Annotated in this window: 19 protein-coding genes; 1 reads left to right on the top strand and 18 read right to left on the bottom strand. The window is 44.4% G+C overall.

The window, feature by feature from the left end:
- Positions 1 to 2: 2 nt before the first annotated feature.
- From H9647_RS05595 to spoVAC, 4 genes are all read right to left on the bottom strand, one after another.
- Entirely contained in the window at positions 3 to 959 is a 957-nt protein-coding gene (locus tag H9647_RS05595) for an AAA family ATPase (RefSeq protein WP_191798785.1), read from the bottom strand.
- A 293-nt stretch (positions 960 to 1,252) separates the two neighbouring features.
- Positions 1,253 to 1,603, bottom strand: coding sequence for a stage V sporulation protein AE (gene spoVAE, locus H9647_RS05590; protein ID WP_191798784.1), 351 nt, complete (start codon positions 1,601 to 1,603; stop codon positions 1,253 to 1,255).
- Position 1,604: 1 nt separating this feature from the next.
- The gene (gene spoVAD, locus H9647_RS05585; protein ID WP_191798783.1) at positions 1,605 to 2,627 is read right to left on the bottom strand and encodes a stage V sporulation protein AD; all 1,023 of its coding nucleotides are present in this window, start codon (positions 2,625 to 2,627) and stop codon (positions 1,605 to 1,607) included.
- Positions 2,624 to 3,139 carry a stage V sporulation protein AC gene (gene spoVAC, locus H9647_RS05580; protein WP_374705830.1) on the bottom strand — a complete coding sequence of 172 codons (516 nt, stop codon included), beginning with the start codon at positions 3,137 to 3,139 and terminating at the stop codon, positions 2,624 to 2,626. The genes spoVAD and spoVAC overlap by 4 nt, the downstream gene beginning before the upstream one ends.
- 483 nt (positions 3,140 to 3,622) lie before the next feature.
- On the opposite strand from spoVAC, the gene H9647_RS05575 reads away from it, so the two are divergent.
- The gene (locus H9647_RS05575; RefSeq protein ID WP_191798781.1) at positions 3,623 to 4,696 is read left to right on the top strand and encodes a M42 family metallopeptidase; all 1,074 of its coding nucleotides are present in this window, start codon (positions 3,623 to 3,625) and stop codon (positions 4,694 to 4,696) included.
- A 104-nt stretch (positions 4,697 to 4,800) separates the two neighbouring features.
- Here H9647_RS05575 and H9647_RS05570 read toward each other — a convergent pair whose 3' ends face one another.
- The 14 genes from H9647_RS05570 to sigK form a co-directional block, all read right to left on the bottom strand.
- Positions 4,801 to 5,511, bottom strand: coding sequence for a metal-dependent hydrolase (locus H9647_RS05570; protein ID WP_191798780.1), 711 nt, complete (start codon positions 5,509 to 5,511; stop codon positions 4,801 to 4,803).
- A 275-nt stretch (positions 5,512 to 5,786) separates the two neighbouring features.
- Positions 5,787 to 8,744: a glycoside hydrolase gene (locus tag H9647_RS25675; RefSeq protein WP_225229109.1), complete on the bottom strand. Its 2,958-nt coding sequence runs from the start codon at positions 8,742 to 8,744 to the stop codon at positions 5,787 to 5,789.
- A gap of 9 nt (positions 8,745 to 8,753) precedes the next feature.
- Positions 8,754 to 9,770, bottom strand: coding sequence for a carbohydrate ABC transporter permease (locus H9647_RS05560; protein ID WP_191798779.1), 1,017 nt, complete (start codon positions 9,768 to 9,770; stop codon positions 8,754 to 8,756).
- A gap of 20 nt (positions 9,771 to 9,790) precedes the next feature.
- Complete coding sequence (locus tag H9647_RS05555; protein ID WP_191798778.1) at positions 9,791 to 10,690, bottom strand: carbohydrate ABC transporter permease; 900 nt, start codon at positions 10,688 to 10,690, stop codon at positions 9,791 to 9,793.
- Positions 10,687 to 13,269, bottom strand: coding sequence for a DUF5696 domain-containing protein (locus H9647_RS05550; RefSeq protein WP_191798777.1), 2,583 nt, complete (start codon positions 13,267 to 13,269; stop codon positions 10,687 to 10,689). Before H9647_RS05550 ends, H9647_RS05555 begins: the two co-directional genes overlap by 4 nt.
- A gap of 16 nt (positions 13,270 to 13,285) precedes the next feature.
- On the bottom strand, positions 13,286 to 13,909 hold the full coding sequence (locus H9647_RS05545; protein ID WP_191798776.1) for a Yip1 family protein: 624 nt from the start codon (positions 13,907 to 13,909) through the stop codon (positions 13,286 to 13,288).
- A complete protein-coding gene (locus tag H9647_RS05540) occupies positions 13,896 to 15,329 on the bottom strand; it encodes a gluconolactonase (RefSeq protein WP_191798775.1) in 1,434 nt (477 codons plus the stop codon). The genes H9647_RS05545 and H9647_RS05540 overlap by 14 nt, the downstream gene beginning before the upstream one ends.
- 25 nt (positions 15,330 to 15,354) lie before the next feature.
- Positions 15,355 to 16,218 (bottom strand): carbohydrate ABC transporter permease, encoded by an 864-nt coding sequence (locus H9647_RS05535; protein WP_191798774.1) that lies wholly within the window; start codon positions 16,216 to 16,218, stop codon positions 15,355 to 15,357.
- Positions 16,219 to 16,222: 4 nt separating this feature from the next.
- Entirely contained in the window at positions 16,223 to 17,161 is a 939-nt protein-coding gene (locus H9647_RS05530; RefSeq protein ID WP_191799427.1) for a carbohydrate ABC transporter permease, read from the bottom strand.
- A 39-nt stretch (positions 17,162 to 17,200) separates the two neighbouring features.
- Positions 17,201 to 20,125: an extracellular solute-binding protein gene (locus tag H9647_RS05525; protein ID WP_318245268.1), complete on the bottom strand. Its 2,925-nt coding sequence runs from the start codon at positions 20,123 to 20,125 to the stop codon at positions 17,201 to 17,203.
- 109 nt (positions 20,126 to 20,234) lie between these two features.
- Positions 20,235 to 21,626, bottom strand: coding sequence for an ABC transporter substrate-binding protein (locus tag H9647_RS05520; RefSeq protein WP_191798773.1), 1,392 nt, complete (start codon positions 21,624 to 21,626; stop codon positions 20,235 to 20,237).
- A 358-nt stretch (positions 21,627 to 21,984) separates the two neighbouring features.
- Complete coding sequence (locus tag H9647_RS05515; RefSeq protein ID WP_191798772.1) at positions 21,985 to 23,010, bottom strand: LacI family DNA-binding transcriptional regulator; 1,026 nt, start codon at positions 23,008 to 23,010, stop codon at positions 21,985 to 21,987.
- A gap of 60 nt (positions 23,011 to 23,070) precedes the next feature.
- A complete protein-coding gene (locus tag H9647_RS05510; protein WP_191798771.1) occupies positions 23,071 to 25,884 on the bottom strand; it encodes a beta-galactosidase in 2,814 nt (937 codons plus the stop codon).
- Positions 25,885 to 26,198: 314 nt separating this feature from the next.
- The gene (gene sigK, locus H9647_RS05505; RefSeq protein WP_191798770.1) at positions 26,199 to 26,900 is read right to left on the bottom strand and encodes an RNA polymerase sporulation sigma factor SigK; all 702 of its coding nucleotides are present in this window, start codon (positions 26,898 to 26,900) and stop codon (positions 26,199 to 26,201) included.
- Between the last annotated feature and the right edge of the window lie 73 nt (positions 26,901 to 26,973).

The raw sequence follows: 26,973 nt of genomic DNA, 5'->3' as shown, positions 1-26,973 counted from the left end.
TATCAGCGCTCCATCGAGACAGGAACTTTTTCGTTTCGAAGCACCTGTGCAAGAACTGTTTCCTGACTGACATTATCAAGTCTAGCTTCTGGTTTCAGTACGATCCGGTGCGAGATCACATAAGGAGCTAGAACCTTCACATCATCAGGAATGACGTAATCTCTTTCATGCAAAAAAGCGTAGCTTTTCACAGCGTTCATAAATGAGATCGCAGCACGCGGACTCGCACCGAGCAGCGCTGCCGGATGTTCCCTTGTACTGCGGACGATACCAAGTAAATAATCGGTAACCGCTTCTTCCATGTACACACTGCGAATTTCATCTTGAATGGATGCGATTTCTTCCATTGTAGTAACCGGAGTAAGTTTGTCTGCCGGTTGTCCCTGCTGATGTTGTTTTAATAGATACTTCTCCGTCTCTGCGTCCGGATAACCGAGACTAAACTTCAGCATAAAACGATCCAGCTGTGCTTCTGGAAGCGTATATGTACCTTCAAAATCAATCGGGTTCTGCGTGGCACAAAGCATAAACGGTTTAGGAAGATCATACGTATCCCCATCTACAGTTACACTGCACTCTTCCATTACTTCAAGCAAAGCAGACTGAGATTTAGTTGTCGCCCGGTTAATTTCATCGGCAAGAAGAATATTCGTCATCACAGGACCAGGTCTAAAGTAGAAGCGTTCATCTCGAGGATGAAATACGGAGACTCCTGTAATGTCACTAGGCAAGATATCTGGATTACACTGAATTCGGCGGTACTCTCCCTTCATCGAACGAGCGAGTGCCTTAATCATTTGTGTTTTTCCTGTTCCAGGAACGTCTTCTATAAGCACATGCCCTCCGGCCAGCAAAGCCGTCAGAAGCAACTTAATTTCAAATGATTTGCCTAATATAGTAGATTCGAGATTCGATTTGACTCTGGATATAGTATGTACTGATTCCTTAGTCACAGGCATTTATTGTATTACCTCCTAATAGGCAGTGGTTTTTCCTTATATTGTACATGAAATAAGTGCGGAAAGTACAATTTGTAACTAGGATTTTATGATGAAAGAATGAATCCTTATTGTTCATTTCATACAAAAATAGGGAAGTGTGGATAGTGTAACTTACATCGGGTAGTGCAATCAAGCTACAAATCTATTAAATGAAAGAAAGATAGAGTTACCTTTCCTATTATAAAATCATAATAAAAAAGAAACCTCATAATTTCTCATAAGATTTCTTTTTTATTAATGCTCGATACATATTACCCTTTCGGTCTGACAAACAAGGCTGCGAGGAAAGAAAAGATAATCGCTGACGAAATACCGGCGCTTGTTACGCTGAACACTCCTGTTATTACGCCCAACCAGCCATCTTTTTCAAGCTCGATCAGCGCGCCATGAACAAGAGAGTTCCCAAAACTTGTGATCGGTACGGATGCGCCTGCACCTGCAAATTTTACAAGCGGGTCATATATACCTAAAGCGTCAGCGACCGCACCAGCAACAACGAGTGTACTCATCGTATGTGCTGGTGTTAGTTTAAGTACATCAAACATCAATTGTCCGATAACACAAATCGCTCCGCCGACTAGAAAAGCCCATAGAAACTGCATTTTAGTTAGCCCCCTCTTTCTCAATCGCGACCGCATGTGCAATACAAGGAATGGTCTCGCCTTGTTGATATGATAAAGGGGATAATAAAGCACCTGTTGCTACGACCAATATTTTGTTTAGCTCCCCTTGCTCCATTCTCTTTAGAAGATGTCCATAAGTTACCGTTGCTGAACACCCGCATCCACTACCGCCGGCAAAGACATACGTTTGTTTCTTGAGGTCATAAATCATTAACCCGCAATCATTAAAGACCGTTTGCTCCATTGGAATTCCTTCTTTTTCGAGCAAATCCTTAGCAATGGGTAGTCCCACCGATGCGAGGTCACCGGTAACCACGAGATCATAGTAGCCTGGTTCAAGTCCTGTATCACGAAAATGAGCAATAATTGTATCTGCGGCTGCAGGTGCCATAGCTGCTCCCATGTTAAAAGGGTCCTTGATTCCGAGGTCCATAACTCGTCCGATTGTCGCACGCGTGACAATTGGGCCTTTGCCTGTACTACTGACAACGGCACACCCAGAGCCAGTCACTGTATTTTGCGCTGTTGGCGGTTTCTGAGCACCATACTCTGTTGGATAACGAAACTGTTTTTCCACTGTGCAGTTATGACTGGATGTACCAGCAAGGACCTTGTCCCCCCCGCCAGAATCTACAATAAGCGCTGCAAGAGCTAAACTCTCCATCGATGTGGAACATGCCCCGAATAATCCTAAATATGGAACCCCTAACTGCCTCGCCGAGAAGGAGCTGCTTATAATCTGGTTCATTAAGTCGCCGCCAACAAAAAACTGCAGATCATTTTTCGATATGCCGGCATTTGCAATAGCCATTTGCGCTGCATGTTCAAAAAGCCTTCTTTCGGCTTTCTCCCATGTCTTTTCACCAAGCTCCAAATTATCGTAAACATAATCGAAGTAGTCTTTTAAAGGACCTTCGCCTTCTTCTGGCCCTACAACACTAGAGGCTCCAATAATTCTCGGTTTGTTCTCAAATTCCCAGCTCTGCTTTCCAACTCGTTTCATAGATGGTAACCCCCAAATCCGAGACAAGCGTAAATAACTCCGATAATAAAGGCAGCGACCACACCGAAGACGATAACCGATCCGGCCAGCTTAAACATGTTTGCACCCACACCTAAAACAAGTCCCTCGGACCGATGTTCAAGTGCAGCGGAACACATGGAATTGGCAAAACCGGTAACCGGTACAGCAGAACCTGCACCTGCAAATTGCGCCAATTTATCGTATACTCCAAAACAAGTCAGAATGACAGATGTCAAAATAAGAACTGCAACCGTAGGGCTAGCAGCATCCTTCTGCGTCATATCAAATCCGGTCATAAAAGCCTGCTGGATACATTGTCCAATCAGACAAATGGTCCCCCCAACAAGAAATGCGCGAATACAGTTTTTTAAAACAGGCCTTGAAGGCTCATGCTTTGATGCAATCTTTTTGTATTCCTTCGTATCGATTGATAGCGAAGAAGATTTCGCGCTTGTTTCCGGAGATTTCTTTTGATCCGAAATAGCTGACACCCCCCTCATAACCCTAAGTAATTTCTCTCACACTTTCGTCGTGCCTGAGATATGTTCATTATGGGTTACACTCACCAATCTTATGTTTGGTAAATCATCCTTCTGGATGGATAATAAAGGGGGGGGGATTCATCTATTGTTATATCGCTGCTCTCCCGTGAATTTATGTTTCATTTATAGAAAAGAACAAAAATAGTTAAAATAATTAAAACGCCGAGCATAATTAATCCTTTTCTAACGTGAGGATCCATATCTCGTCCGCTCCCTTCATCAATTTGGCAGTCTTTCGAGGAACTTTTGCATTCATTATTAGTCTATGCACTAGGCAGTTGTCTTGTGAGCAACACCCAATCTAAGTTATGAATTATCGTCCTAAGGACCCAGGACAGGGAGAGATTACAACATGGACAATCAGGATTTCCAAGTTCATAATAGAGGAATTGAACATTGGTACATAATTAATAAATGACAGGAGAGATGATGATGGAACAGAAAACAAAAGAACTGTTTAAAACGCTAACCGAGTTCCCTTCAGCACCTGGTTTTGAAAGAGAACTTCGTGCCTATGCGAAAAGCTTAATGTCGGAGTATACAAATGAGTTCGTTCAAGACCGTCTTGGCAGCTTATTTGGTGTATTACGCGGCAATGAAGAAGGACCGAAAGTGATGGTCGCTGGACATTTTGATGAAGTAGGATTTATGACCTCGGGTGTTACGGAGACAGGTATGGTTACTTTCCGTCCCATCGGCGGATGGTGGAGCCAGGCTGTGTTATCACAGCGACTGCAAATCATTACACCGAATGGACCGATTACAGGCGTTGTCGGCTCTACTCCTACTCATTTATTGTCTGAAGCACAGCGCAGCAAACCTGTTGAGCTGAGTACCATGTATTTAGATATCGGTGCAGATAACCGCGCGGAAGCAGAATCCTGGGGAATTAAACCGGGTATGCAAATCGTGCCGATCTGTGAGTTCACGCCACTTAAAAACGAGAAAAAAATCATGGCAAAAGCGTGGGATAATCGTTACGGTGTCGGCCTCTCCATAGAACTGCTGGAAGCCTTGCATAAAGAAAAACTTCCCAATATTTTGTATTCTGGTGCAACGGTTCAGGAAGAACTGGGGCTACGCGGAGCACGTACAGCAGCCAATCTTATTCAGCCGGATATCTTCTTTGCGCTCGATTGCAGTGCAGCAAACGATATGACGGGAGATAAGAGTCAATTTGGTCACATCGGCAAAGGTGCGCTTCTACGGATTCTCGATCCGGGTATGCTTACCCATCGCGGTATGGTTGAGTATGTGCAGGATACTGCGGAAACGAATAAAATTAAATACCAATACTTTATTTCTCCAGGCGGCACCGATGCAGGGCAAGTTCATTTGAGCGGAATCGGCGTTCCATCTACGGTGATTGGAATCTGTGCAAGATATATTCATACATCCTCTTCAATTATTCACACCGATGATTATGATGCAGCGAAAGAGCTGATCATCAAGCTCGTTCGTGGACTTGATCGTACGACGATGAACACGATTATTGAAAATTCCTAATCTGTCTGTATAGGCCTAAGATAAAACAAAAAAGGTGTCCTTTTAAGCACAATGCTTAAAGGGGCACCTTTTTTATGGATAAAATCCTTCCCAAGGAAAGATACTTATAGAAATAAGGGTGAAAAGGATAGCCAGGCAATAATAAACGTAACTCCGATAAAGAAAATTTCTACCCAAGCGCCTTGCTTCGAACCCGTACTCATCAGTTTGAATTTAATCTTCCACTTGAACGGTGGAAGTGGGCGAATCCCCCGGCTTGTTAAACTGTCAGCCAAGAGGTGAAGGGAATACGACAATCCTCCAGCAATCCATACTGCATCTCCATATGACTTAGTTGTCCCGTATAGTAAGAACGTCCACACGGCAATTGCATACAAGGTATGGGTCAGTCCCCTATGAGGAACAAGGGTGGCCAAGATCAAAAGACTGCCAACAAGCAGATTCCATGGATGGAATGAGTGACCATATACGATGAGCCCAAGTCCAATAAAGAACATAATCCACTGCCTTAGCGACCTGGAAGGCATAAAAGAAACCGTCGCAATGAGGGCAGCAAGGATCCAGTTCCACGGTGAATGAGCCATCCCATATATACCAACAGCCAGGGCCAGAATAATCAGCGCAATCTGAACAATTCTAAGCAGCCAATTGGGAATTACACGTGTCACAAGTAGTGAGTTTGGTTCATCAATATCCGGCAATATGGAGCTTACGAGAGCAATAGCCACTGCAGGAACCGTGATTGGTATGCCACCCAGCTCTAAAAGGGATAAGGATATCCCTGTTCCAACAATAATATGGGTTCTACCCATCATGGTAATAATACTTCCCTTCTGTAAGATGTATAATTCTGAGGTGTCTGGCGCTTAGAAAGCTGCATTCCATCTGAAATATCTTGACCATTATAGCACGTACGTTCGTATAGGTATACCCAAATTTAACCGTATATGCTCCTCCTTAAACTTTCTTTCCTATGCCATTTATTGGATTTCCTCCCTCGACAAAAAACTCCCATTGAAATTATTCTGGATATGTCATCCAAAATAAATCCAAGAGAGTATTTTATATTACATTCTAATTTATTGAAACTCTAACGGTTAAGCAAATATTTAGCGTTAATAGCATCGTACTCGGTTTTGGTTATCGGTATAACCGTCCCATGGCGAGGACTATTGGGTAAATCGTACTTCGGAGAAATGTTCCATACTCCAGAGTCCAGATCCGTCGTTTCAAGCGGCACATACCCTCTGCCACCAAATTCGTCGACGAACAGGTACCATTTTTCTTCCGTATTGGATTTGAAAACAGTTGGTCCTTCGACTCCTTTAATGCTGCCGACACCTTCTTTAATCATTTGATAATCAGGATCGAATACGGAATCCAATGACTCCTGAAAAATCATTTTACCGTAAGGGGATAAAGACTGGTTATCTCTTTCATCTTTTGTAAATCTATAGATCTTCCCTCTATGAGAAATCATTGTCGTATCGATAATGGAATATCCGAAATCTATATATTCCTGTGCTTCCGTAAAGACATGAAAATCTCGGGTTTTGCTGTACATGATTTTTTGATGAGCATCCCCGGTATGGGTTTCATCGGCAAACAATTTGGAAGCCCAAAATACAATATATTCACCTGTAGTCTCATCGTAAAAAACCTCAGGTGCCCAGGTGTTACCCGCTTCTTCGGGTGAAATCTCTACCATTCTTGGCTCCGACCACTTCACAAGATCGCTTGATTCCCATACCACAATGGAGCGGCTCCCCTGTCTTTGGGCTCGGTCCCAGTTCCAGTCACCGTTTATTTTTAAATCGGTAGCTATCATATAGAATCTGTCACCTTCAGGAGAGCGGATCATAAAAGGATCCCTTACTCCTTTTTCACCCATTGTAGATAGAAGTACCGGCTTCCCGCCATTCAACTCTTTCCAGTGCAGCGGGTCGTTTCCTTCACTAAGTGCAAAATAAACTTGCTCTCCTTCTGGTGTTCCTTCTCCCGTAAAGTAAGAGAAGAGATAACCGGCGTAATCTTCTTGGACAGGTTGCGCTATTACTACCGCGTTAAACACTTTCACTGCAGTGACTCCATTTTTGGAGATCGTTGCTGTGAGTGCTACGGATACATCTCCGTTCCCATTCCTAGGGCGCATCACTTCTCCCGACTCTGTAATCACTTTAGAATTACCCGATTCCCAAATGATCTTCGTTCCATTGTCTCCTATGACAGGCAAATTCAAGTGACCCTTTACGTTATCAATATTGTATACTTGGAGCGCTTCTTTAGCCCATTGAACCGCTTCTTCATCACTTCCGCTATTTCCATTCTCAGCATTCATTTTCGTCGTCACTTCACTTTCCATGTCATCAATTGCTTCGACTGTACCCTCTGCCCCTCCGCCCGTCAGGGTAACAACAGACTTCGCAGGAATCGTTGCTTCAAAAGAATGATCTTCTAGCATAGGAACATCCTCTCCCCGAGCAAGATCATGGCTATCCGACGTAATGTAGGATTCCATCTTCGCGATCGAGTGGTTCTTGTCCACGCCTTCCAGAGAAATGCGAATACGCTTATCCTCTTCGCTATCATTAACAAACACGGCAGTAACCGTCTGTTCACCGGCATGAACGTATGCCGAACCCAGTAAACCGCTACGGGAATTCTCATCCAGGCCCGAAAGCGAGATACGATCTGCCCCTGGGCGTATAAATTTGCTGTAATTACCAAGAGTCCACATGATTTTAGAAGTTAAAATATTTTGCTCGTCGCCCGCCTCTTTAAAATCGGTATAGATCAGCCCATCTTTGTAATCCACCTTGGAAACCGCCGTCCACCACTGCCATGCGGCTGCATTCGCCTCAGTTAAATCAAAGTGAATGGTTCGGGCCACATGCAAAGCGGGAGCCATGCCAAGGTCACGGCCGGGACCGTAATCCCCGAGTATACAATATTCCGTGACCCAATATTTTGCATCGGCATCATACTTTTTCATATTAGCAACCAGTAACTCTCTAAGTTCACCCAACCGATCGTCACCTGGCTTACTGTAATCAGACCAATAGGAATGCGAAGCAATCTTATTGCCAATCGCTTCCTTAAGATCAGGGTCGCCGAGTAAATCCTTAATGTATTCGCGGTATTTGCCTGTTCCAAGACTGTTGGCCCCGCCCGTATATTGCTCCCCACCTGCAAACCTTTGATAATATTCATCATCTAATAACGAGGTGATTTCCACACCGTCTTGTGCGCTGATTTGCACATCTAATCCGCTTTCCTTTATCTGCCGATACAATTCGAGAATAACGCGTTTTAGATCATCATTGTTATAACGATTCCCTTCCTGATGTGCCTGATTCCAATCCCAGGTCGGCTCGTTAATGGGACTTATATATGTAAAGTCGAGACCTTCCTGTCTAAAATGGGCTAAAACATCAATTAAGTATGTTGCAAACTTATCCTCGTAGCCTTCTTTCAAATTCGTGGAGCCAACAGACATATCAGGCTGGGCGTGACCATTCTTTGTCATCCATACCGGAGGACTGTTCACGAACGCGATCAGGGTATCTACCCCGCGCGCCTTGGCAGCCTGCAAAAACCACTGCTGCCCCTGCTGTTTGCTCCAATCGTAATCGTCATCCTCTGACATCTTGAATGCCTCAGCCCGCCGCCACGGATCAGGAATAATCGTCTGGTCCGTTTCTGCCGACCCTGCGCCAATATTAAAACGCCAGGCCGATAACCCGATCCCTTTCTCTCTTGAAAAAAGTAAATCCGCTACGCGATTTTTATTTTCATCTGTCCAATGTTTCCCTATAGGATCCATGGACCACGCGTCGGAAGCACCGAAATTATCAATCGTTTGATATCGTTCCGATCCATCAATCGATACATAGGCGTCCAAAGGCACCGGCTGCTGTATGGGCTCCTCCGCCTCTTTCACCTTATTTGAATTATGAGAACTGCCGGACCCACCTGATGTAATTCCGAAATACAAACCGAGTACTGAAGAAACAGCGACAAGTGTGATGACTATCGTTTTCTTTTTCATCCGCATCTCCTAACCTACTAATCCTGAACGTTCCACACTTTCTACAAAGTGCCTTTGCACGAACAGATATAAAATAATAAGGGGGAATATAGCCATCAAGACGCTGGTATTCATCATCATCGACATGAAAAACGGATCCTGAACGTAGGATGCCGTTGCTGCCTGTTCCCCTCCGCTAAGGTACGTTGCAATTGCATATCCGGAAGATGACATCATCGACGACATGACCTTTGGTTCATTCAAATACATGTTTGTAAAGAAGGAATCGTTCCATTGCCATACGAACGAGAACAACATGACTGTTACCATCGCAGGGACTGCATTGGGTAAAATAACTCTACTAAAAGTTTTAAAGTAGCCCGCTCCGTCGACGTATGCGGCTTCTTCAATCTCCCGTGGAATCCCTTTGAAAAACTGGCGGAAAATATAGACGTATAAGCCCGTCTTCACGCCCATGCCGAGAACTGCAGAAATGATAAATGGCCAGTAGGAGTTGATTAAGTTAGCGGGTTTGCCGCTAATCAGCTCAATTACTCCAAACAGATCAAAATTTTTGAAGTTTAGATAGAGCGGGATCATAATCGTATGGGATGGCACTAAAATTGTGAAAATAACAGCCCCAAATAAAAGACCGCTTCCCTTGAACTTCACTCTCGCAAAACCGTAACCAGCCAGCACGCAAGATATCGTCTGCAGCAACATAACTGCGGAAGAGAGAAAAAACGTATTGAGCAAAACACGCGGATAATTCATCGCTTCGAATACCAGCTTGAAGTTCTCAAGCGTAAACTGCTTAGGCACCCAAATGACGGTGGGATCGTATAAATCGTCCATACTCTTAAACGAAATCGATAACTTCAATAAAATCGGATAGATGATGACAAACGAGATACCAAAAATGAGTACAAATCGGACGAAGATCCATAACCATCTCTTTGTGAATTCAATCCAATAGTCAGGGGATGTTATACGTTGTATTCGCTCTTCTTTCGTCTGCCGCTTTTGCACTACGCTTTCCATCTTCATGTAATCCCTCCTTCAAACCGCTAATCTTGGTAAAATACCTTTCGCGACACGATCAAAGTCGTGACCCACAGTACAAGTGCAATGACGGCAAAATACATCCATGCCATGGCAGCACTGAGACCAAAATCGAAGCTTTTGAATGCTGTATCCACTACTAATCGGCTTGTATCATCACTGATAAAGCTATTGATTATCGTGTATACCAGATTCGTCAGAATCAATGGGCTGATCATGGGGAATGTAATTTTCCAAAAAGCCTCGTAACCAGTAGATCCTTCAATCTTGGCGGCCTCGTATAAGGAGGGAGAGATTGACTGAAGCCCAGCTAGAAAAATTAAAATTTGGACACCTGATTGACTTACAATCTCATAAATCCGGCTGACAGCCCCTGTCAAATACTCTACCAAAGTAACATTGATCCCTGATTCAACGAGCATGATAGTGAGCTCCAGATTTTTCATAAAAGATAAACCGCCTCCGGTCGTATCGTTCGCACTTCGAACGACCGACTGCATCAAATCACCGTTTTCGATGCTGGCAATAATTCCGGATGCGAGTATAACGGGAAGGAAGAAGATTGCCCGAGCAATCACCCGTCCTCTAAACTTCTGATTGAGAAGAACCGCAAAAAATAAACTGAATATAATAACAAGCGGTGTATTAATCGCAATATTCATCACAGATTCCGTCAATACCCTGACATAAGATTCATGTGAAAGCAGAGCCTCTCGATAGTTGGACAAGCCGATAAACTTCAGGCTAAATCCCTCATCCGTAACCTGCAGATTGCTTAAACTGTACCGGAATGAGGACAGCAGCGGAATCATAAACAGGAACAAGAAGCCTGCAAACCACGGAAGTATGAAATAAAGTCCGTAATATCTGTTTTTTTGTTCAAGCGAAAGCTTCCTGAACCTCATCGCTGCGTTTCACCTCCAACCCAATAATCCTTTGCCCCCACTATAATTCCGTTCACGTTCGATTCCATATCGTTATAATTGACGATGATCGTTTTTCCTTTTTCAAACGTAGTTTGAAACACACCTTGGGCAAGCTCTCGATGATCGGTAATCGTTTCGGATTGTACATCATGGAGTACATTGTTAAGTTCGCGATACCTTTGTGCTGCTTCCTCGATCCATAGGCGGTAATCGGCTGAATACAAATGATCAAAATCCGTCATTTTTATCACCGACGAATCAGCAACAAACCACGTGTAATTCATAGCTGAGCCCGTTTCGAGCGCCTTCAAGAAGTTGTACGTAGAATCTTGATCCTCCGCCATATTCCAGGCGGTTCCCGCATAATTTACATATCCGTGAAACACGAGTTGAAAGAAAGGAACGGTTCCATCGGTAATGATAAAGTTGCTGCTTGTCATCGGCGCTTCTACGATATGCTCCGCATAAGGAGCCGCGTAGGCATTCCCGCCCTCAAGCAATATTTCCTCGATGGAGCTGCTTATTCGCTTCAACTGTTCGTCCACTATGCTTTTTGATTCTTCACGATCAATAACGTGGGAACGGTTAAAGTCGGAATTCAGCTTATTACCAAGATCACTCAGCGACAATCCGGTGAGCTGAAGCTTCTCGTAATCGTCTATGAATCCGCTTACCAATTCAGGTAGTGACTTCGGACTGAGTACATAACCAGGTTCGAGGTCGTCTTTTTCTTTGAAATCTGCATAACTGTACGGAAAAACTTTCGCCAGCTTGCCTGTAATAAACCGGGAAGCCTGCGAGTTTTTGAAACCTTCCGATTGCGGAGCCGCTTCAAGAAATGATGCGTCGGGGAACAGCGAGATACCATTCGCATCTGCATAAGTTTTCAGCTTTTTCAACCCTTTGCTTCCTCCAAGCTTCTTGTCGACAGAAATAGATTTCGCAAGATCGTGGTTGATACCGCCGTTGAACCAACCTGTATAACGAAGCTTGATGTTGTCTATTCCCGATTCCAGCATTTGACCTAATACGGATTCGGCCTGATTAAAAGTCGTAAGCGGCTCATAGGCGTTGTAGGGAATGCCTATAAAAAATTTCTTTTTAGGTATACCACCAATAAACTCAGCATAAAACGGAATACTTTCTTCACCTGTCAGCCTAGTTAAACCTGCTTGCTTGATTAAATAATCCCGATAGTGCGCGGCCATACCAGAGTAACTGGCTTCCTCCGCGCCAAGAAAGCCGTAGCGGACGCTAATATCACCTTGGAAAGGCTCTGTTTGAAACTTCTTCACTGTACTAGAACGCCACCCATTCGTCAGTGTGACCTCCTCAAGTTTGCGCAGCGTAAAGCTAGGGGACACCGTGTTATAGACGTTCAGCCTTCCACTTATGTCAGCCTCGACTGAAGCGACTGCATCTCCCTCTTCAATGATACCGACGATTGCCCTGTCTACATATTTCATCCCGAATACAGGCAATCGCGCAGCTTTATCATTCTGTATACGGATCTGCTGACTAATCGCTGAATCGGTTCCATATAACTCTTTACGGAACGGGGCAGCATACGTTTTTTCATTGTTGAAGCGGATCAGTGAACCAGAACCATCCGGAACGAGTGTATAACCTTCATCCTCCAGTCCACTCGCACCAAAGAATGGTAAAAGGGATAGGGTTTGAATTTTCAGCGATTCCGGATATTCGATACCGCCCGACTCGATTGTGACCTTCAAGTCCTCTCCATCAAGCCGATAATGGAGGGGAATCTTAACAGTGAGGTTGTCAGCAGCCGTCACGCCAAACGCAGCGTTATCGATCGCTTTCTGTTCCTCGTTATATCCGGCCTTTTCGAAAGCATCCGTCACCTTTTTTAATCCGACGCCCTTGAGTGAGGAGTCCCTTCTTTCGTATCTCTTCTCTTCCTCATTATGTTTAAAACGTTTTTCAACTTCTCTCTTTTCTCCCGCATCTTCAAGTTTATCTATAATGAGAGTTTGAAATCTTTCCTCGCTAATATATTTAGGGATCGCGTCGATATCGCTTTTAGCTTCTCCCAGCGTATAATCGATGTTCAAGCCGCCTTTTACCTTCTCTAAGACAAATTGTTCATTCTGAACACTATGTGTATAGTTGTCATACTTTAATGAGTTTCCTGCATTGTCCAAATAAGATATTTCGATCTGTACGTTCAGCTTTGCCTTGTTATATCCAGTTGCGATTGAATCGTCCTCGCGATCTTGAGGATTGGAATACCAAATTGCTCCGCTGCGCTTATCTTGAACAGCGATTTCCGTCGTTAACGTGTTGACGTACAAAATCAAAAATTCATTCTCTGCCGCCATTTCCATACCGCTAGCTATACTCGCCGCTTTACCGGAGTCGACACTCGTAGCCGTACCCACGACAGTCTGTTCATCGGCCTGCGCAGATTCGGACACTGTCTCTGTCTTTAATTCAGATTCCGTCCCCGATATAGGTTTCGCGAAATTGGTGCCTTGGGATATTAGCAAACAGCCGATAATGACTGTAGTCAAGATAATCGCAAGTCTTCGCTTCACCGCCTGGCCCCCTTTCTCATGATCGCAATGAAAGTTCCTGATAGATCGTATAAACAAACCCAACAAATTGTTGAATGAGACTGAAGAAAAGAAGCCCTAAAAAGATGATGACACCCATAACCACGACCGTTAAGAACATCGTCATGATCGTTTTGATAACCGTATATTGATGAACCGTCATTGTTCCGATAAACAATAACCACATAAACCAAAGCATAGCCACTGATTCCAGTAAATAATAGAACGGAGACTCCCGCAGTGAAATGACATTGCTAAGCAATAAATTAGGCAGATAGATAAGAATTAAAGGGATCATCGCGTAGCCTGTGGCGATGACAATTTCTTTAAACTTTCCTTCCCCGTCCATCAGTGTCGTGAGCGACCAATTCGCGACGCACCAGAGCAAGAATGGAAGGACAATGTATTTCAACTCGTCTATGCTGTTCAGATCAAGCGGGTAATTAAAGTTGACTACATAGCCGGCATATTGACGTTTCAGTATCATCATAACCGTCACGCATAACAAGATCGTAAGCGCGATTCTGAGCTTCCCTTTATTCTCGTATTTCAGATCCCAAAACCCATCAAAGGGATGAAAAGCAACGTGCAGCGTGTATTTAGCGTCCTTAAGAAACTGCATTCTGTTTCATGCCCCCTTTTCTTACCTTCAGAACTCGGCGCACGGCTATTGCGGCCCCTATGAGTATGATCACCATCGTCATGTAGATCCCAAAATATTCCCGCATATATTCCCTGCGAAACTTCGTTAATGCTTTAGAATAATATTCCCTGTCATTTCCCAGCTTCAGATATTTCATAGCTTCCTTGTATTCTCCTTGACGCAGCATCGACTTGCCGATTCCGACATAAGCCATTTCAAAATTTGCGTCAAGCTTGAGCACCTGTTCCCATAGCTTCGCGGCATCATCGTGCTTCCCTATGCTGTATAATCCATTCGCTTCATTAACCAGGCTTCCGAATTTGGTCACGGTAAATTCCGTAATCATTCCTAGATCTTGATCCAAAACGAAGATACGATTATCGAAACTTTCAATTGCAATCGGTGTTTTGAATGTGCCGAGTTGATTTCCAAGTTGACCGACTACGTACAACAAATTACCGTCCTCGTTGTAAGTAAAAACGCGTCCCCGAGTTGAATCAAGCGTCCGGTACACACCATTACCGCTAACATCAATGTCGATGAAAGCCGATCTTTCTCTACTAAGATCACCTATCGGGCCTAGTTCCCCGTTTATACGAAGCACATCGATGCCCGACGGGTTCAGCCTTTTGACAGGAACTGCAGTTTGCTTATCCGCCGTAGTCGTATAAATAAATCCGTCTGCATCTAAATCCGTATTATTAAATTCAATCGGGACAAAGCGGATCATCTTTTCTCGTTGTTCTTTGGTGGATACTGTTTTCCAGAACAAATCGACAGGATCGAATTGCACTTTATTGGTACCTATAAAACCGGTAAAGCCGCCTTCGTTATCAAACTCAATAATGCCGTCAAAGACGCCTCTCGCAACGACGTAGATACGGCCGGCTTTATCGACAATAACTTTGCGTGGGAAGTATTCGAAATTGTCACTGAGCACCTCCGACTTCGGAGCACCAATTTCTCTGATAAACTTTCCATTTTCGTCTAATACGACTACGCGCCTATTTTCGGTATCCGCTACAAAAACACGGCCTGCTGCGGTAACGAAAATGCCTTCCGGTTTATTAAAGCTGTCCTGTTTGCCATTATTATCGAAACCTTGGATTTGGTCGATCACCTTCCACTCCCTGTTAAGCACTACAATTCGCCCGTTACCGGAATCCAGAACGTACAGTTTACCGTCAGGCGCCGCAAACATATCACTCGGCGTCGTGAATGGTCCAATCCCTAACTCCTGGCCCGTTATCATCCTGGAAGGAAGATAAGCAATCGGCGACTTAACGTCATCTTCCCAATACGAATAAGTATATCCCTCGTACGGCGATGCTTGAGCCGGCTTCGGACTTAGTCCGAATATAATCATCGCTGCCGCTAGGATCAAAATCGATCGCTTCATTATCAAGCTATACGCCCCCATCGCTTTAGTCCTTCATTCCGGACGAAGCCATCGTGTGAATCACATTGCTTTGTGACAAAATAAACGTTACGATCGGCACCGTCATTATAATTACTGCAACTGCGGCTCCCACCCCTGCGCGGGCAATACCGCCTTGAACGATTTGCCCCATCGCATAGTGCATCGTCTTAAGCTGCTCGCTGTAAATAAAACTGCCTCCATCTGTTCCCCACAGTATTTGCATCATCAGAATGAGTAGTGTCAACCAAGCTGGCTTAACGAGCGGCATGACAATCCGCCAGAAAATACGGTATTCACTAGCTCCGTCAATCTTGGCAGCTTCGAGCAGTGCATCAGGTATTTGCTCCATAAACTGCTTCATCAAATACAAGCCAAGTGGATATGCGAACGCCGGAACAATAACAGCCTGATATGAATCAATCCATCCCAAGACAGACATGATCATATAGTTTGGAATAGCCGTTACATGCGGAGAAAACATCAACGAAAGAACAATAAGCGTAAACAATACTTTATGACCACGGAATTTGATCTTAGCCAGCGGGTAAGCTGCCGCCGAAGCGAGCAGAATATGTCCTGCAGTCCCTACCGCCGTTATAAAGAACGTATTGAAAATATATCTTGAAAATGGGACCCAAGAGCTTTTCATCACTTGAAACAAATCCAGAAAGTTATCGAGTGTCGCATTTCTCACAAACAGCGTAGGCGGGAATACGAACAACTCATCTAGCGGTTTAAATGCATTATTAATGACATAGATCAACGGTAACGCCATAAAAGCACCAAACAAACCAAGTAAAAGGAATAGCAAGAGATCTACTTGCCAGGAGCGGTTCAACTTTTTTTCAAGACGTAGAGAGAGTTTCATCTAGCTATTCCCCCACCCTCTTCAGCAACTTTTGAATAATCAGATTCGAGCCTAGCATCAGTACAAACAGTACGGTAGCAATGGCGGACGCATAACCCATTTCAAAACGAATCGTGCCATAATCGACCAAGTGGGTAACGACCGTATGAGCTCCATACTGCACGCTTGGAAAACCTGCTAAAGCCATTGCGACGTCTGCTACGGCAAGGGAAGCTGTAATCTGGATTACGGCACCAAACATCAATTGAGGCCGCATCGAAGGTAGTGTAATAAACCAAACCTCTTGCCAGCGGTTTTTGATTCCATCTACCGCCCCCGCCTCGTACAGCGTCCGATCAACCGTCTGCAAACCAGCAATAAATGCCAGAAAGCTGGTTCCGAGACTCAGCCATAATTGAACGATAATAATGATCGCGAGCATGTATTTCGTATCTTGAAGCCATAAAATCGGCTCGTAGATCACCCCAATCTTCATCAGCAATCCATTCATAATGCCGTACGAATCACCTGAAAAAATAATTTGCCATATAAAAAATACGTTTCCTGATATCGACGGTGCGAAAAAAACGAGCGTCATAAATGCCCTAACCTTCGGTTTAAGTTCATTAATAAGCCAGGCAAAGACGAAACAGGCAATATAGCTGACCGGTCCCGTAATAACGGCAAAGATCATCGTATTTTTAAGCCCAATCAGGAATACATCATCGTTCCATAACAGCTTGGAATAGTTCTCCCAGCCCACCCAGCTCGGAGACTCCAGCATATTAAAACTCGTAAAACTGAAAAAGATAGATATAACGACCGGAAGCACGGTAAACAACATGAACAACAAAACATAAGGAGCTAGCAGGACGTACGCATGCCGATCCCGTTTTATGTCCTTGACGAATAACTTCCACTTCCCTTGCAACCGGACAGGGCGACCATTCGGCTGCATCATCATCTCGGCAGCTATTTTCGTTTTTGGCAAAAGAGACCCTCCCTAGTCCTGACCATCCAACTTGAACTCGTTACGTTTTTCCATGATTTCATAGTCGATTTCCTGTACATAGTCATAAAGGGCATCGGCCGTGTTTGTACCATTGTTAATCACTTCACGAAGCGCATTGTCCAGATGCCTTCCTGTGAAGTAACCGCCCGGCACTTCTGGTACACCCTTTACCCATTGCCATTGCTCTTCCAGATTCTTATAATCACGAGCCGGCCATGGCAGTTCCTTAAGTGCTTCAATATTGGCTGTTGGATAACGTGCTGCGGCGCCCATCAGTCCTTCCATTTCTCTACCGTATCGTACCTGAGCGTCCTTGCTTACCCACCATTTCATGAACTCCCATGCCGCTTCCTTGTTCTTCGCTCCCTTGAGCATAATGGTAGATGTTCCACTGCTAGCGACATCACGCCGAATTGTTCCATCGGCCTGCTTTAAACCCGGAACCGGAATGAATTCCCATAGCCCTTTAATTTCAGGCGCGGACACGGTCAAATAGTTGTAAAAGGTGTAATCCTGAATCCCAATCGGCATTTCACCAGTACGAAACCGCATTGGAAAATCAAAAATCAAGGGTAGCTTGTAACTCGTATAGAAGTCGGTCCATTTCTTGAAGGCGCTGAGTCCAATCTCCGTATCTAGACCGCTTTTGGCACCGTTGTTGAGGTAAAAGGATCCGTCCATCTGATACAGCATCATTGCAAAAGCACGGTTTGCCTCAAGCACGGGTACACCTGTCGATTGAGCAAGTGGAAGAGCAAAATCCATATGGTTTTTCTGCAGAACTGGGATCAGCGCGTATACATCCTCCCACGTTTGCGGTGGGTCCAAATTCAGCTCCTCCAAAATATCTTTTCGGTAAAAGAGCATATTAAAGATTTGCTGCTCAGGCAAACCAAATACTTCACCCTCAAATTGATAAGGAACTGTTGCACTTTCTCTGAACTGTTTTATAACCGTCTCGTAGTCTGGGAATTTCGTTAAATCCTCCGCTGCATTCCGCATACCAAAATTGACCGGCACATCGTTTCCGACCTGCATACCCACGTCGGGGCCTTCCCCCGCGAGCGATGCACGAAGAAGTACATCCTGATTGACCAACTTCAGATTCACACTAATTCCGCTAAGCGGTGTAAACGTATCATCAATCATTGCTTTCAGCACTTGTGCCTGATCACGCCCGGTTCCGATCCATACCGTTATGGACTCTTCATCTTCGGCCGTGTTTCCGATCGTATTGTAATCTTCAAAAAAGGAAGTGAAAAAGGACGATACCTCGTGTACCATCTTTTTACCAAAAGAAGAATTTGCTTTAGGCAGCTTTTCGTCAGATGATGCAAGAATTAAGTAATCGATTTCAAGCGGCTGTTCTCTAACCTCGAGAAGCCAAGCACCGACGCTGCCTACATTGATTTTGAATTGATTAAGCCTCTTCTGAACGGATTCTGGTTTTGCCGCCAAATCTGCAAGCTGATAAGCTGTTTTGTTCAGGACAGCGGTTTTATCGCTCTTTTCACCCGTTAGACGTACTAACTCTTCCGACACACCATATAAAATGTCGCTTTGTTTCTTAAACACTTCAACCATGTCGGGAATTTGCTTATTTAATTGATAATCTCGGTGAGGATCTGGAACATTACCGGTAATCATCAAGATTTTTCGATACATCGCATTAATTTCGAGGACACTTGCTTCTACTTGGCGAATCAAAGGTGCAACTGCACCTAAACTGACCTCAAATTTCAGCTCATGCTTCCCCTTAGTCAAATAGAATAAATAGGGCTCTTCCTCGTTGCCGAGTACATTCATCTGCCAATCCGAGTCGTAATGAAACGGAATTTGCATCATTTCCTTAAACGGGATTTCTCCATCAATCCATAGTGAGCGTGTAGAGTAAATTCCCCGAAGCAATTCTTGTCTGCTCTTAAGAGCAATTCGGTATAATCCATCCTCCGGTGCTTCAATTTCCCAGGATATCCATTGGCCTGGTAATCTCCAATTATTTCCTCCGATCGTATTCATTCTGATCTTCGACACGTCGTAAGGTTCTGTAGACGGACTGGAACGATCGGGAATGGGATATAAAGTCGGAGAAGATTTGTAAGAAGCACTCTCACCCTGAACTTTAATCAAATGACCGCTTGTCTCTTTATAACCTTTAGAGTCATAGCCCGCCTTCACCTCTTCGTAAGCAGCAGGCATATCATATTGGAACAATTTGATGTAATCGAGTGCCACCGGTTCTCTGGAAGAGACGAATGTCAACGTATGTTTACCTGCCGAGAAATGGAACATATATGGTTCTTCGTAATATCCTTCTGTATCTCTAAGCAGCGATTCTTGCCATATCGGTGATTCGACTTGCCGAGGGCGCAGCTCATTGTTCCTGTTATCTTGTGCGATTTGCTCGCTCTCGTTTTTCCATACCCGGTGAAAAGTAAGGTTTTTAGCACTGGAGAATGGAAGTACTCCGTCAATCAACAATTCCCTTTCGATTGCCGAGCTTTTTCCTTCTATCGGAAAATAACGAACGGCGATATGATATAAGCCCGATTTCGGTACATCAAGTTCCCAGCTAATGGAGCCACTTTCCCCCGTCTTGACGAAATCACCCGCTAGTCCACCTAATTCGTTTACGATTTCAGGTTTCATTTCATTAGCGTTTGTATAGTCCGCTCCTTGGATCACAATCTCGCCACTCGGCCGGTCTTCATTTTTGTACTGCTCCAAATATTGGTCGTAGCTGTTATCCAAAGTAGCTGTCAAAGAGTTCTGGTCGATGAGTGAATCGGCTTCTGTATTTGCTGCGGTTCCAGTACTAGACGCGCTAGACTGAGGTATAGGGAAAACCAATATCGAGATCAGCATAGTGATGAGAATCAGCCATGAGACGGTCATTCTGGAAAAGGCGATTTTCACCTAATATCCCCCTTTTGCAAACTAGCGGAATCTTTATTTTGTCAGCCCGCCGATCTTCATAGCCAGAAAACCGGACAGGCTGCTTTTTTACATATAAGTCTTTTTGAATCTACTCTTTCTTATCTTCAATCTCGCCGCTCAGCACTTTGTCAGCAGCCGCTTGTGCGGGTCCAATCACTTGAGCGACACCCGTTGATGGCGTAATTTCACCTTTAACAAACTTGCCTGTCACGGAGTCGAGTTGATCTTTAACACCTAGGCCGCCGAAGCGTCCGCCAAATACTCGCTGTACCTTGCCATCTTCATTCATCGCATTAGCGATCGAGGTTTCGTCCGGGAGCACATTTTCAAGCGAAAGTTGGCGGTTGGATTCCCAATTATCAAAATCCTGCAGTTCCTCCCAAATTTTCACGATAACTTCTGCATCCTTAACGCCTTTAGGAATGACATAAGAAGCGGTTTGTCCGATCGGATCTGAATAGGATGATGAGCTAGGTGATTTAGGGAAGTAGACATAACCCCATTCATCTTGCATTTTATCTGTCAGACGTCCTTCGATTTCCCATATTCCGCCTGGATACATCGCAATCTTGCCTTCCGCGAAATATTTTGCTGGATCTTCCCAGTCATTTCCTTCATTTTCTTTAATAACTTTGTGAGTGTTGTACAGATCGTATTCGAAGTTAAGAGCTTCTATGGCTTGCGGAGAGTCAAATACTACTTTCTTGGTGGCTTCATCGAAGATACGTCCGCCGTTACTTGCGATCAACAATTCTGAGATAACATAATGTGCTCCAGCCAGACCATGTTGGTCCACTTTACCATCACCATTATTGTCTACAGTCAGTTTCTTCGCAGCATCCAGCATTGTCGTCCAGTTCCAGTTATCCTTATCCATCAATTGTTGAGGATCTTCTAAACCAGCTTCCTTGAAGATGCGTTTATTGTAGAACATGCCCGAGTCATTCGGGTTATACCAGCTTTCAAGTCCGTATACATGCTCGCCGCCAAAACGCATTGAATCAATTACGTCTTGAGCAACGCGCGTATCTTTCAGGTAATCTTCCAATGGCATTAAGAATCCGCCGTTCATCAGTCCCCAGATGAATCCGTCAGGCAGACGAACGATTTCTGCAAATGGATCGTTAGCCATAACAGAAGACGACAGCTTCTCAGAAGTCGACCAATATTCCGTGTTTAGGTATTTAATTTTGACGTTGTATTTCTCTTCTACCTTTTTAATTCTTTCCCGGGCCAGTTCATCCGCTTCCGAATCTCCTGCTGGTGTTGCATCCCACCAATGCGAAATGCGAATCTCTCTGCCTCCCAAATCTGGGGCAGCCGGTTCAGGCTCTTCGGTTGGAGCCTGCGTTACGACTGGAGCCTCGGGTTCCGGAGTCTGAACTTCCGGTGTATCTCCCCCGTTGTTGCCGCTGCATGCAGTCATAATCATCAACACAGCTAATAAAAAAACAATCAACATCGGTTTCAACTGTTTCACGTTAAACCCACTCCCCTTAATGGATGATTAAACGAATGCAAACAAGACGGTTCGGTTAAAAAATTGCTTCTATCCTCCCCCCAAAAACAGTGCATCTTTCGCGTAAATTAGATTATGTAAGGGTTTTCATGAAACCCATTTCATTATATCCTTATTCCATTATTTGGTCAATATTACAATTTGTTTCTTTTTTTCTAACACTCCTCAAATTACATTTCAACATTTTAGTCCGTTCACCAGAATAATAATTATTCAAGTATGGGAATATTTCAGCACGCTAAAAAGCAGCAACCCAACATTTCGGATGCTGCTCTTATAAAAAGAATTTCACTTTTATGAGAGTGCTGTAGAAGACTTATCAACTCCGAAGTCCCGAGCTTTGCCGAATAATAAGCTGCGGCTCGAGCGAGGTAAGCTTCTTCACTTTTTCATTGTTCATCATCGCTTTTAGCACTTTAACTGCCGTTCTGCCCAGCTCATGTGCCTGCTGGGAAACAGTAGTTAGCTCCGGAATAAAATGATGCGCCAACGGAATATCATCAAACCCAACAATAGACATGTCATCTGGAATCGACAAACCCGCCTCTGTTGCTGCCTTAATTGCTCCAATCGCCGTATAATCGTTGACACAGAATACGGCAGTCGGTCTCTCCTCCATCGCCAAGAGCTTCAGCATTTGTCGCTTACCCGAATCAATCGAAAAACTGTCGGGTAGTAACCATTCCTCCCGAACATCGAGTCCCTCATCTTTCATCGTCTTTCGGAATGCCCGTAACTTGATGGAAGTTGTCGTCATATGACTTTCTCCTCCGATAAAGCCGATTTCTCTATGTCCAAGTAGGGTCAAGTGCCGGACTGCAAGAGCAGTCCCTGCTGACTCGTCCGTGACTACCCTAACCAAGTCGGTTTTGCGTAAAGCTCCATTGACTAATACAGTCGGAATGACGCTTGCACACTGCACGAGCTCCTGTACTAGATGCTCTTCGCAGTGTTTTAAATTGATCCTTCCTCCCAAAAATATAATACCGTCCACACGCTTCTCTCGCAGAATACTAAGATATTGCGATTCCTTAGCATAATCGCCGATTGTATTACTAAGCAAGAATGTATGTCCCGACTGCTGCGCCTCTTCTTCCGCTCCGGCGAATACTTCAGGGAAAAAGGGATTGGTAAGATCCGGAACGATTACACCGATAATTCCCGTTTCATTTGTAAGCAGGCTTCTAGCCATCGCATTAGGCTGAAAATTGTGTTTTTGAATGACTTCTTCAATCTTGGCACGAGTAGATCTCTTTACTGGCGCGGTATCGTTTAATACCCGGGATACAGTTGAAACCGATACATTTGCTTCTTTTGCAATATCATATATGGTGACCTGTCTCAAGCCTAACGCTTCCTTCCTGATTTCACGATTAGCCTATTATAAATCCTCTCTAAATTACAATTAAATTAATGTTTTCCAGCTTTGATTCGATTGCACATCATATAAGAAACGTACTGAATCTGGCCGTCTGCCCTCTTCATCAAACAAGATTAACTCATTGCCCGTCTGTTTCAGCCACGCCATTGGAACTTTGTAATCCTCCTGAGGCCCGATTTGCCAATAGCGTCCAAGGTTTTTGCCGTTCAGAAGTATATAACCTTTGCTCATTCCGGTCATACGAAGCTTCAGCTTAGGATTCAAATCCTCTGGAATTGCTGGAAGATCGAATGTGCTGCGATTCCAGGTAGGACCCATTTTACTGGTGCCTGAATCTTCCTCAAACTCCACTGCGTCTTCCATTAAGACTGACGACCAATTTGTTAACTCCCGTGACCTGTTATACGTTAGCAACTCCAACCGATTCACAGGTGTTTTGGATACTGGCATTTCAATCGTATTAGTGCCGCTGATGAGATAGGCAGAAATGTCGACAGCGTGATAGGCAAACCAGTTTTGATAATCTTCCATAAGAACATCCTTGCCGTTAATTCGAAGTCCGCTGTTTAACGCACCTACCAGTATCGCTTGGTCATTCGCCATCAGCTCGAACGTTCGTGTTAACGCAGAAGTAAATGTTCGGGTATGTACCTCATCCAGATGGACAACCTCTTCGCCACTATACCAATCTCTTCGAAGTTCAACGGCCGAGCCGTCCATATAAACGGGACCGAATATCCCCTTCTCTTCCCCCAAGAATGGGGAAAAATTGAGACTACCCATATGCTGTACAAGCAGTTGCAGCTTGTTGTGGCCTTTGGACAGTCGGACAGCAGCCGATGCCGCGCCGACCTGGCGAATCATCGCTTGTTCTTGTCCGTTAACAAACAAACGTGCAGAGTCCTGTATGGCTGAGAAAATAAGAGTGCTTTCTTGATCCTGATCACACTCCACATCATTGCTATATATGAGATAACCAAATTCAAGATCCAGCTCTGCAAATCCACGAGGACGTTCCGTAAGCTCCCCTGATGTAAGCGAAAGAAGATTTACGGTTTTCTGTTTCCATTCCGACAAGCTTGGCGGTACTAGTGGTTTGATCGCATTACCGGAGTTGCTTGTTATTCTGTCCGCACGATCCTGTACATCCTCTTTTTCACGCCCCCAATCCCCTAAAAGGAACGGTTCGCAATCGGATCCGCCGATTACTCCGATAATGTTGCCACCAGCCTCAAAGTCGATGTCCGTCCAGCCGATTGCCCAGCGAATTTCGTCCCCTTGGATCCTCCAGGCTCTATCGGACATAAAACGATTTAACATGAAGACTTCAACTAGCTGCCCGCCCGCCATCAGCCGAATTCGCTGAGGTGTCTGGAAATGAAATACGTCCAAATGTAGTGTTCGGCCATCCTTACTACTTTCATATGGGATATTTCCTACGTTATCGTAATGAAGGTCCTGATCTGCTTCGAATACGATATGTGTACGTCCTCCGTCTTCTCCCGCTAAGATCACAGTTTGGATTTCACCAATCCGGTCGTTTCCGATCACGAACCCGCTGCTTGTGAGCTTTAGACCTGGACAAATTTCAATCCGGTCAAGTATCGGAACGATTTGTCCCGGTTTGATCGACACCTGAAGTGTTCGGTTGTTTTCTAGCGTTACCGAAAACATTCCCTTCTCCTGCTTGATACTCTCGGCAAACCAAAGCTTTTGCCCATTCCATTGCCTACCTTGGAGTTTGATGCCTTCCTCACAACGTGCCTCGCCGTTATCTAATGGCTCCGATTCTAGTAAGATTTCACCCAGTGCCTGCGTGAACAAAGACATCTTTTTGGCCGTTCTATATTTGTCTGTAATGCGTCCGTATTCTGATAAAGGAGCATCATAATCATAGGAGGTCACCATAAAAATATCGCTGCTTCCTACCGTACGCCCTCCGTATCCCCCGAAATTGGTGCCGCCGAAAAACATATAATGACTGATTCCGTCAAAACCTGCACGAATCGCCTCCATGATTCGCTTTTCGTATAAATCGGGCGTTTTCTGCGTAGCCGCTGGCGCTCCCCAATGCTCAAACCACCCCGTCCAAAATTCAGTTACCAGCTTCGGAACATCTGGCTGCTTACGTGTTAACTTCTCATAATGTCCGTCCGCACCTGACCAAAAGTTCGCCCCTTCAATCGTTCCTTCCGCGCCTCCCTCACAGGTGATCAAAGGTACTTCAATTCCCCGCTCCAGCAAAGCATCACGAAGACCGTTCATGTAAGTTATGCCGGGCGCGTCTTCAGCCAGATATCCATATTCATTCTCTACCTGTACGAGAATAACGGAACCGCCTTTCGTCAATTGACGAGAACGAATAACAGGAACAATCTGATCCAAGTAAAGATAAACGTAACGGAGATACGCTTCATTGTCTGTTCTGAACTGAATGTTTTCTTTTGTCTTCAGCCAGTATGGAAAACCACCGAAATCCCATTCCGCACATATAAACGGACCCGGACGCGCAATAACCCACAATCCAAGCTCAGAGCATAAATCAAGAAAAGCCCCACAATCGTTATCGCCGCTAAAGTCCCACTTCCCTTCTTCCTGTTCGTGTACATTCCATGCAAAATAAGTATCGACGCAATTCATTCCTGCAAGCTTCGCCTTAACCAGCACTTCCCGCCATTCTTGCCTCGGCATCCGAAAATAATGAATTGAAGCAATGTTCAGGAATACTCTCTTGCCCCCAATGATAAAACTCTTAGCATCGTAATGAAGCTGTATTTGTTGCTGCGGTTGATTGCTTGATAATGTTTGTAATCCAGAGTCCTCTAACCTATTAGTCATAAATTCCTTACCTTCCTCTCTGAACGCAATAGTCGAATCGCTGATCGAATGCATGGAATTTTCTAAGGATCGTACGCAGCGATAAACGTAATCATTTTAAAACAATCATTTATGAAAGGGGTTTCATTATAGTGATTAAATTATAGAAGAATTTGGTAAATGTTGTCAACATCTATCCTCTCTCCTTAGATTTACTACGTCCTCGTCACTTTTCTTTGTTGCCTTATTCATCAACTGATTGATAATAAAAATAAAATAGACGCCCTATATAGGACGTCTAAGCTATATTCCACTTTACTAAAGTTATTTCACTATTATTGCTTCGCCTTATAAAACTCATGATACAGTTTCATCAGTGCCCTTTTCTCGATACGAGAAACATAGGAACGCGAAATGCCCAATTCCTTCGCAATCTCTCGCTGTGTCCGCTCTTCTCCGCCGGTTACAAGACCAAACCTGCCCACTACCACTTCTTTCTCCCGATCATCGAGTATATCAAGGTTTTGATAGATTTTGCTCTTCTCTATCTTAAGCTGAACCTTCTCCATAACCTCATCCGCTTCGGTACCGAGGATATCTATAAGAGTAATTTCGTTGCCTTCCTTGTCAGTTCCTATCGGATCATGAAGAGAAACGTCTTTTCTTGTCTTCTTCAAGGAGCGGAGATGCATCAGTATCTCATTCTCTATACAACGTGCAGCAAATGTCGCCAGTTTCGTCCCTTTTCCTTGCTGGAAACTCTCAATTGCTTTGATCAGACCGATCGTTCCAATGGAAATCAGGTCTTCTTGATCTTCACCGGTATTATCAAATTTCTTCACAATATGTGCAACCAGCCGTAAATTATGTTCAATAAGCAAATTACGCGAGCGGGCATCGCCTTCCGCCATTTGCTTTAAATGCTTCGCTTCGTCTTTCTCAGACAAAGGCTGAGGAAATGCATTATTTTTAACATAAGACACCAGTAAAGAAAGTTCTTTAATAAATAGTGCAATCGCCGTAAATAATCCAGGCACGGGTGACACCTCCTACAATTTTCGGGACAGTTCTTGGTTTGTCGTCTAATCATTGTATGTAGGCATACACCTA

This window comes from Paenibacillus gallinarum, assembly GCF_014836635.1.
GTDB classification, from domain to species: Bacteria; Bacillota; Bacilli; order Paenibacillales; family Paenibacillaceae; genus Paenibacillus; species Paenibacillus gallinarum.
The sequence above is the reverse complement of the archived record's forward strand: the minus strand, read 5'-3'. Positions and strand labels throughout refer to the sequence as shown.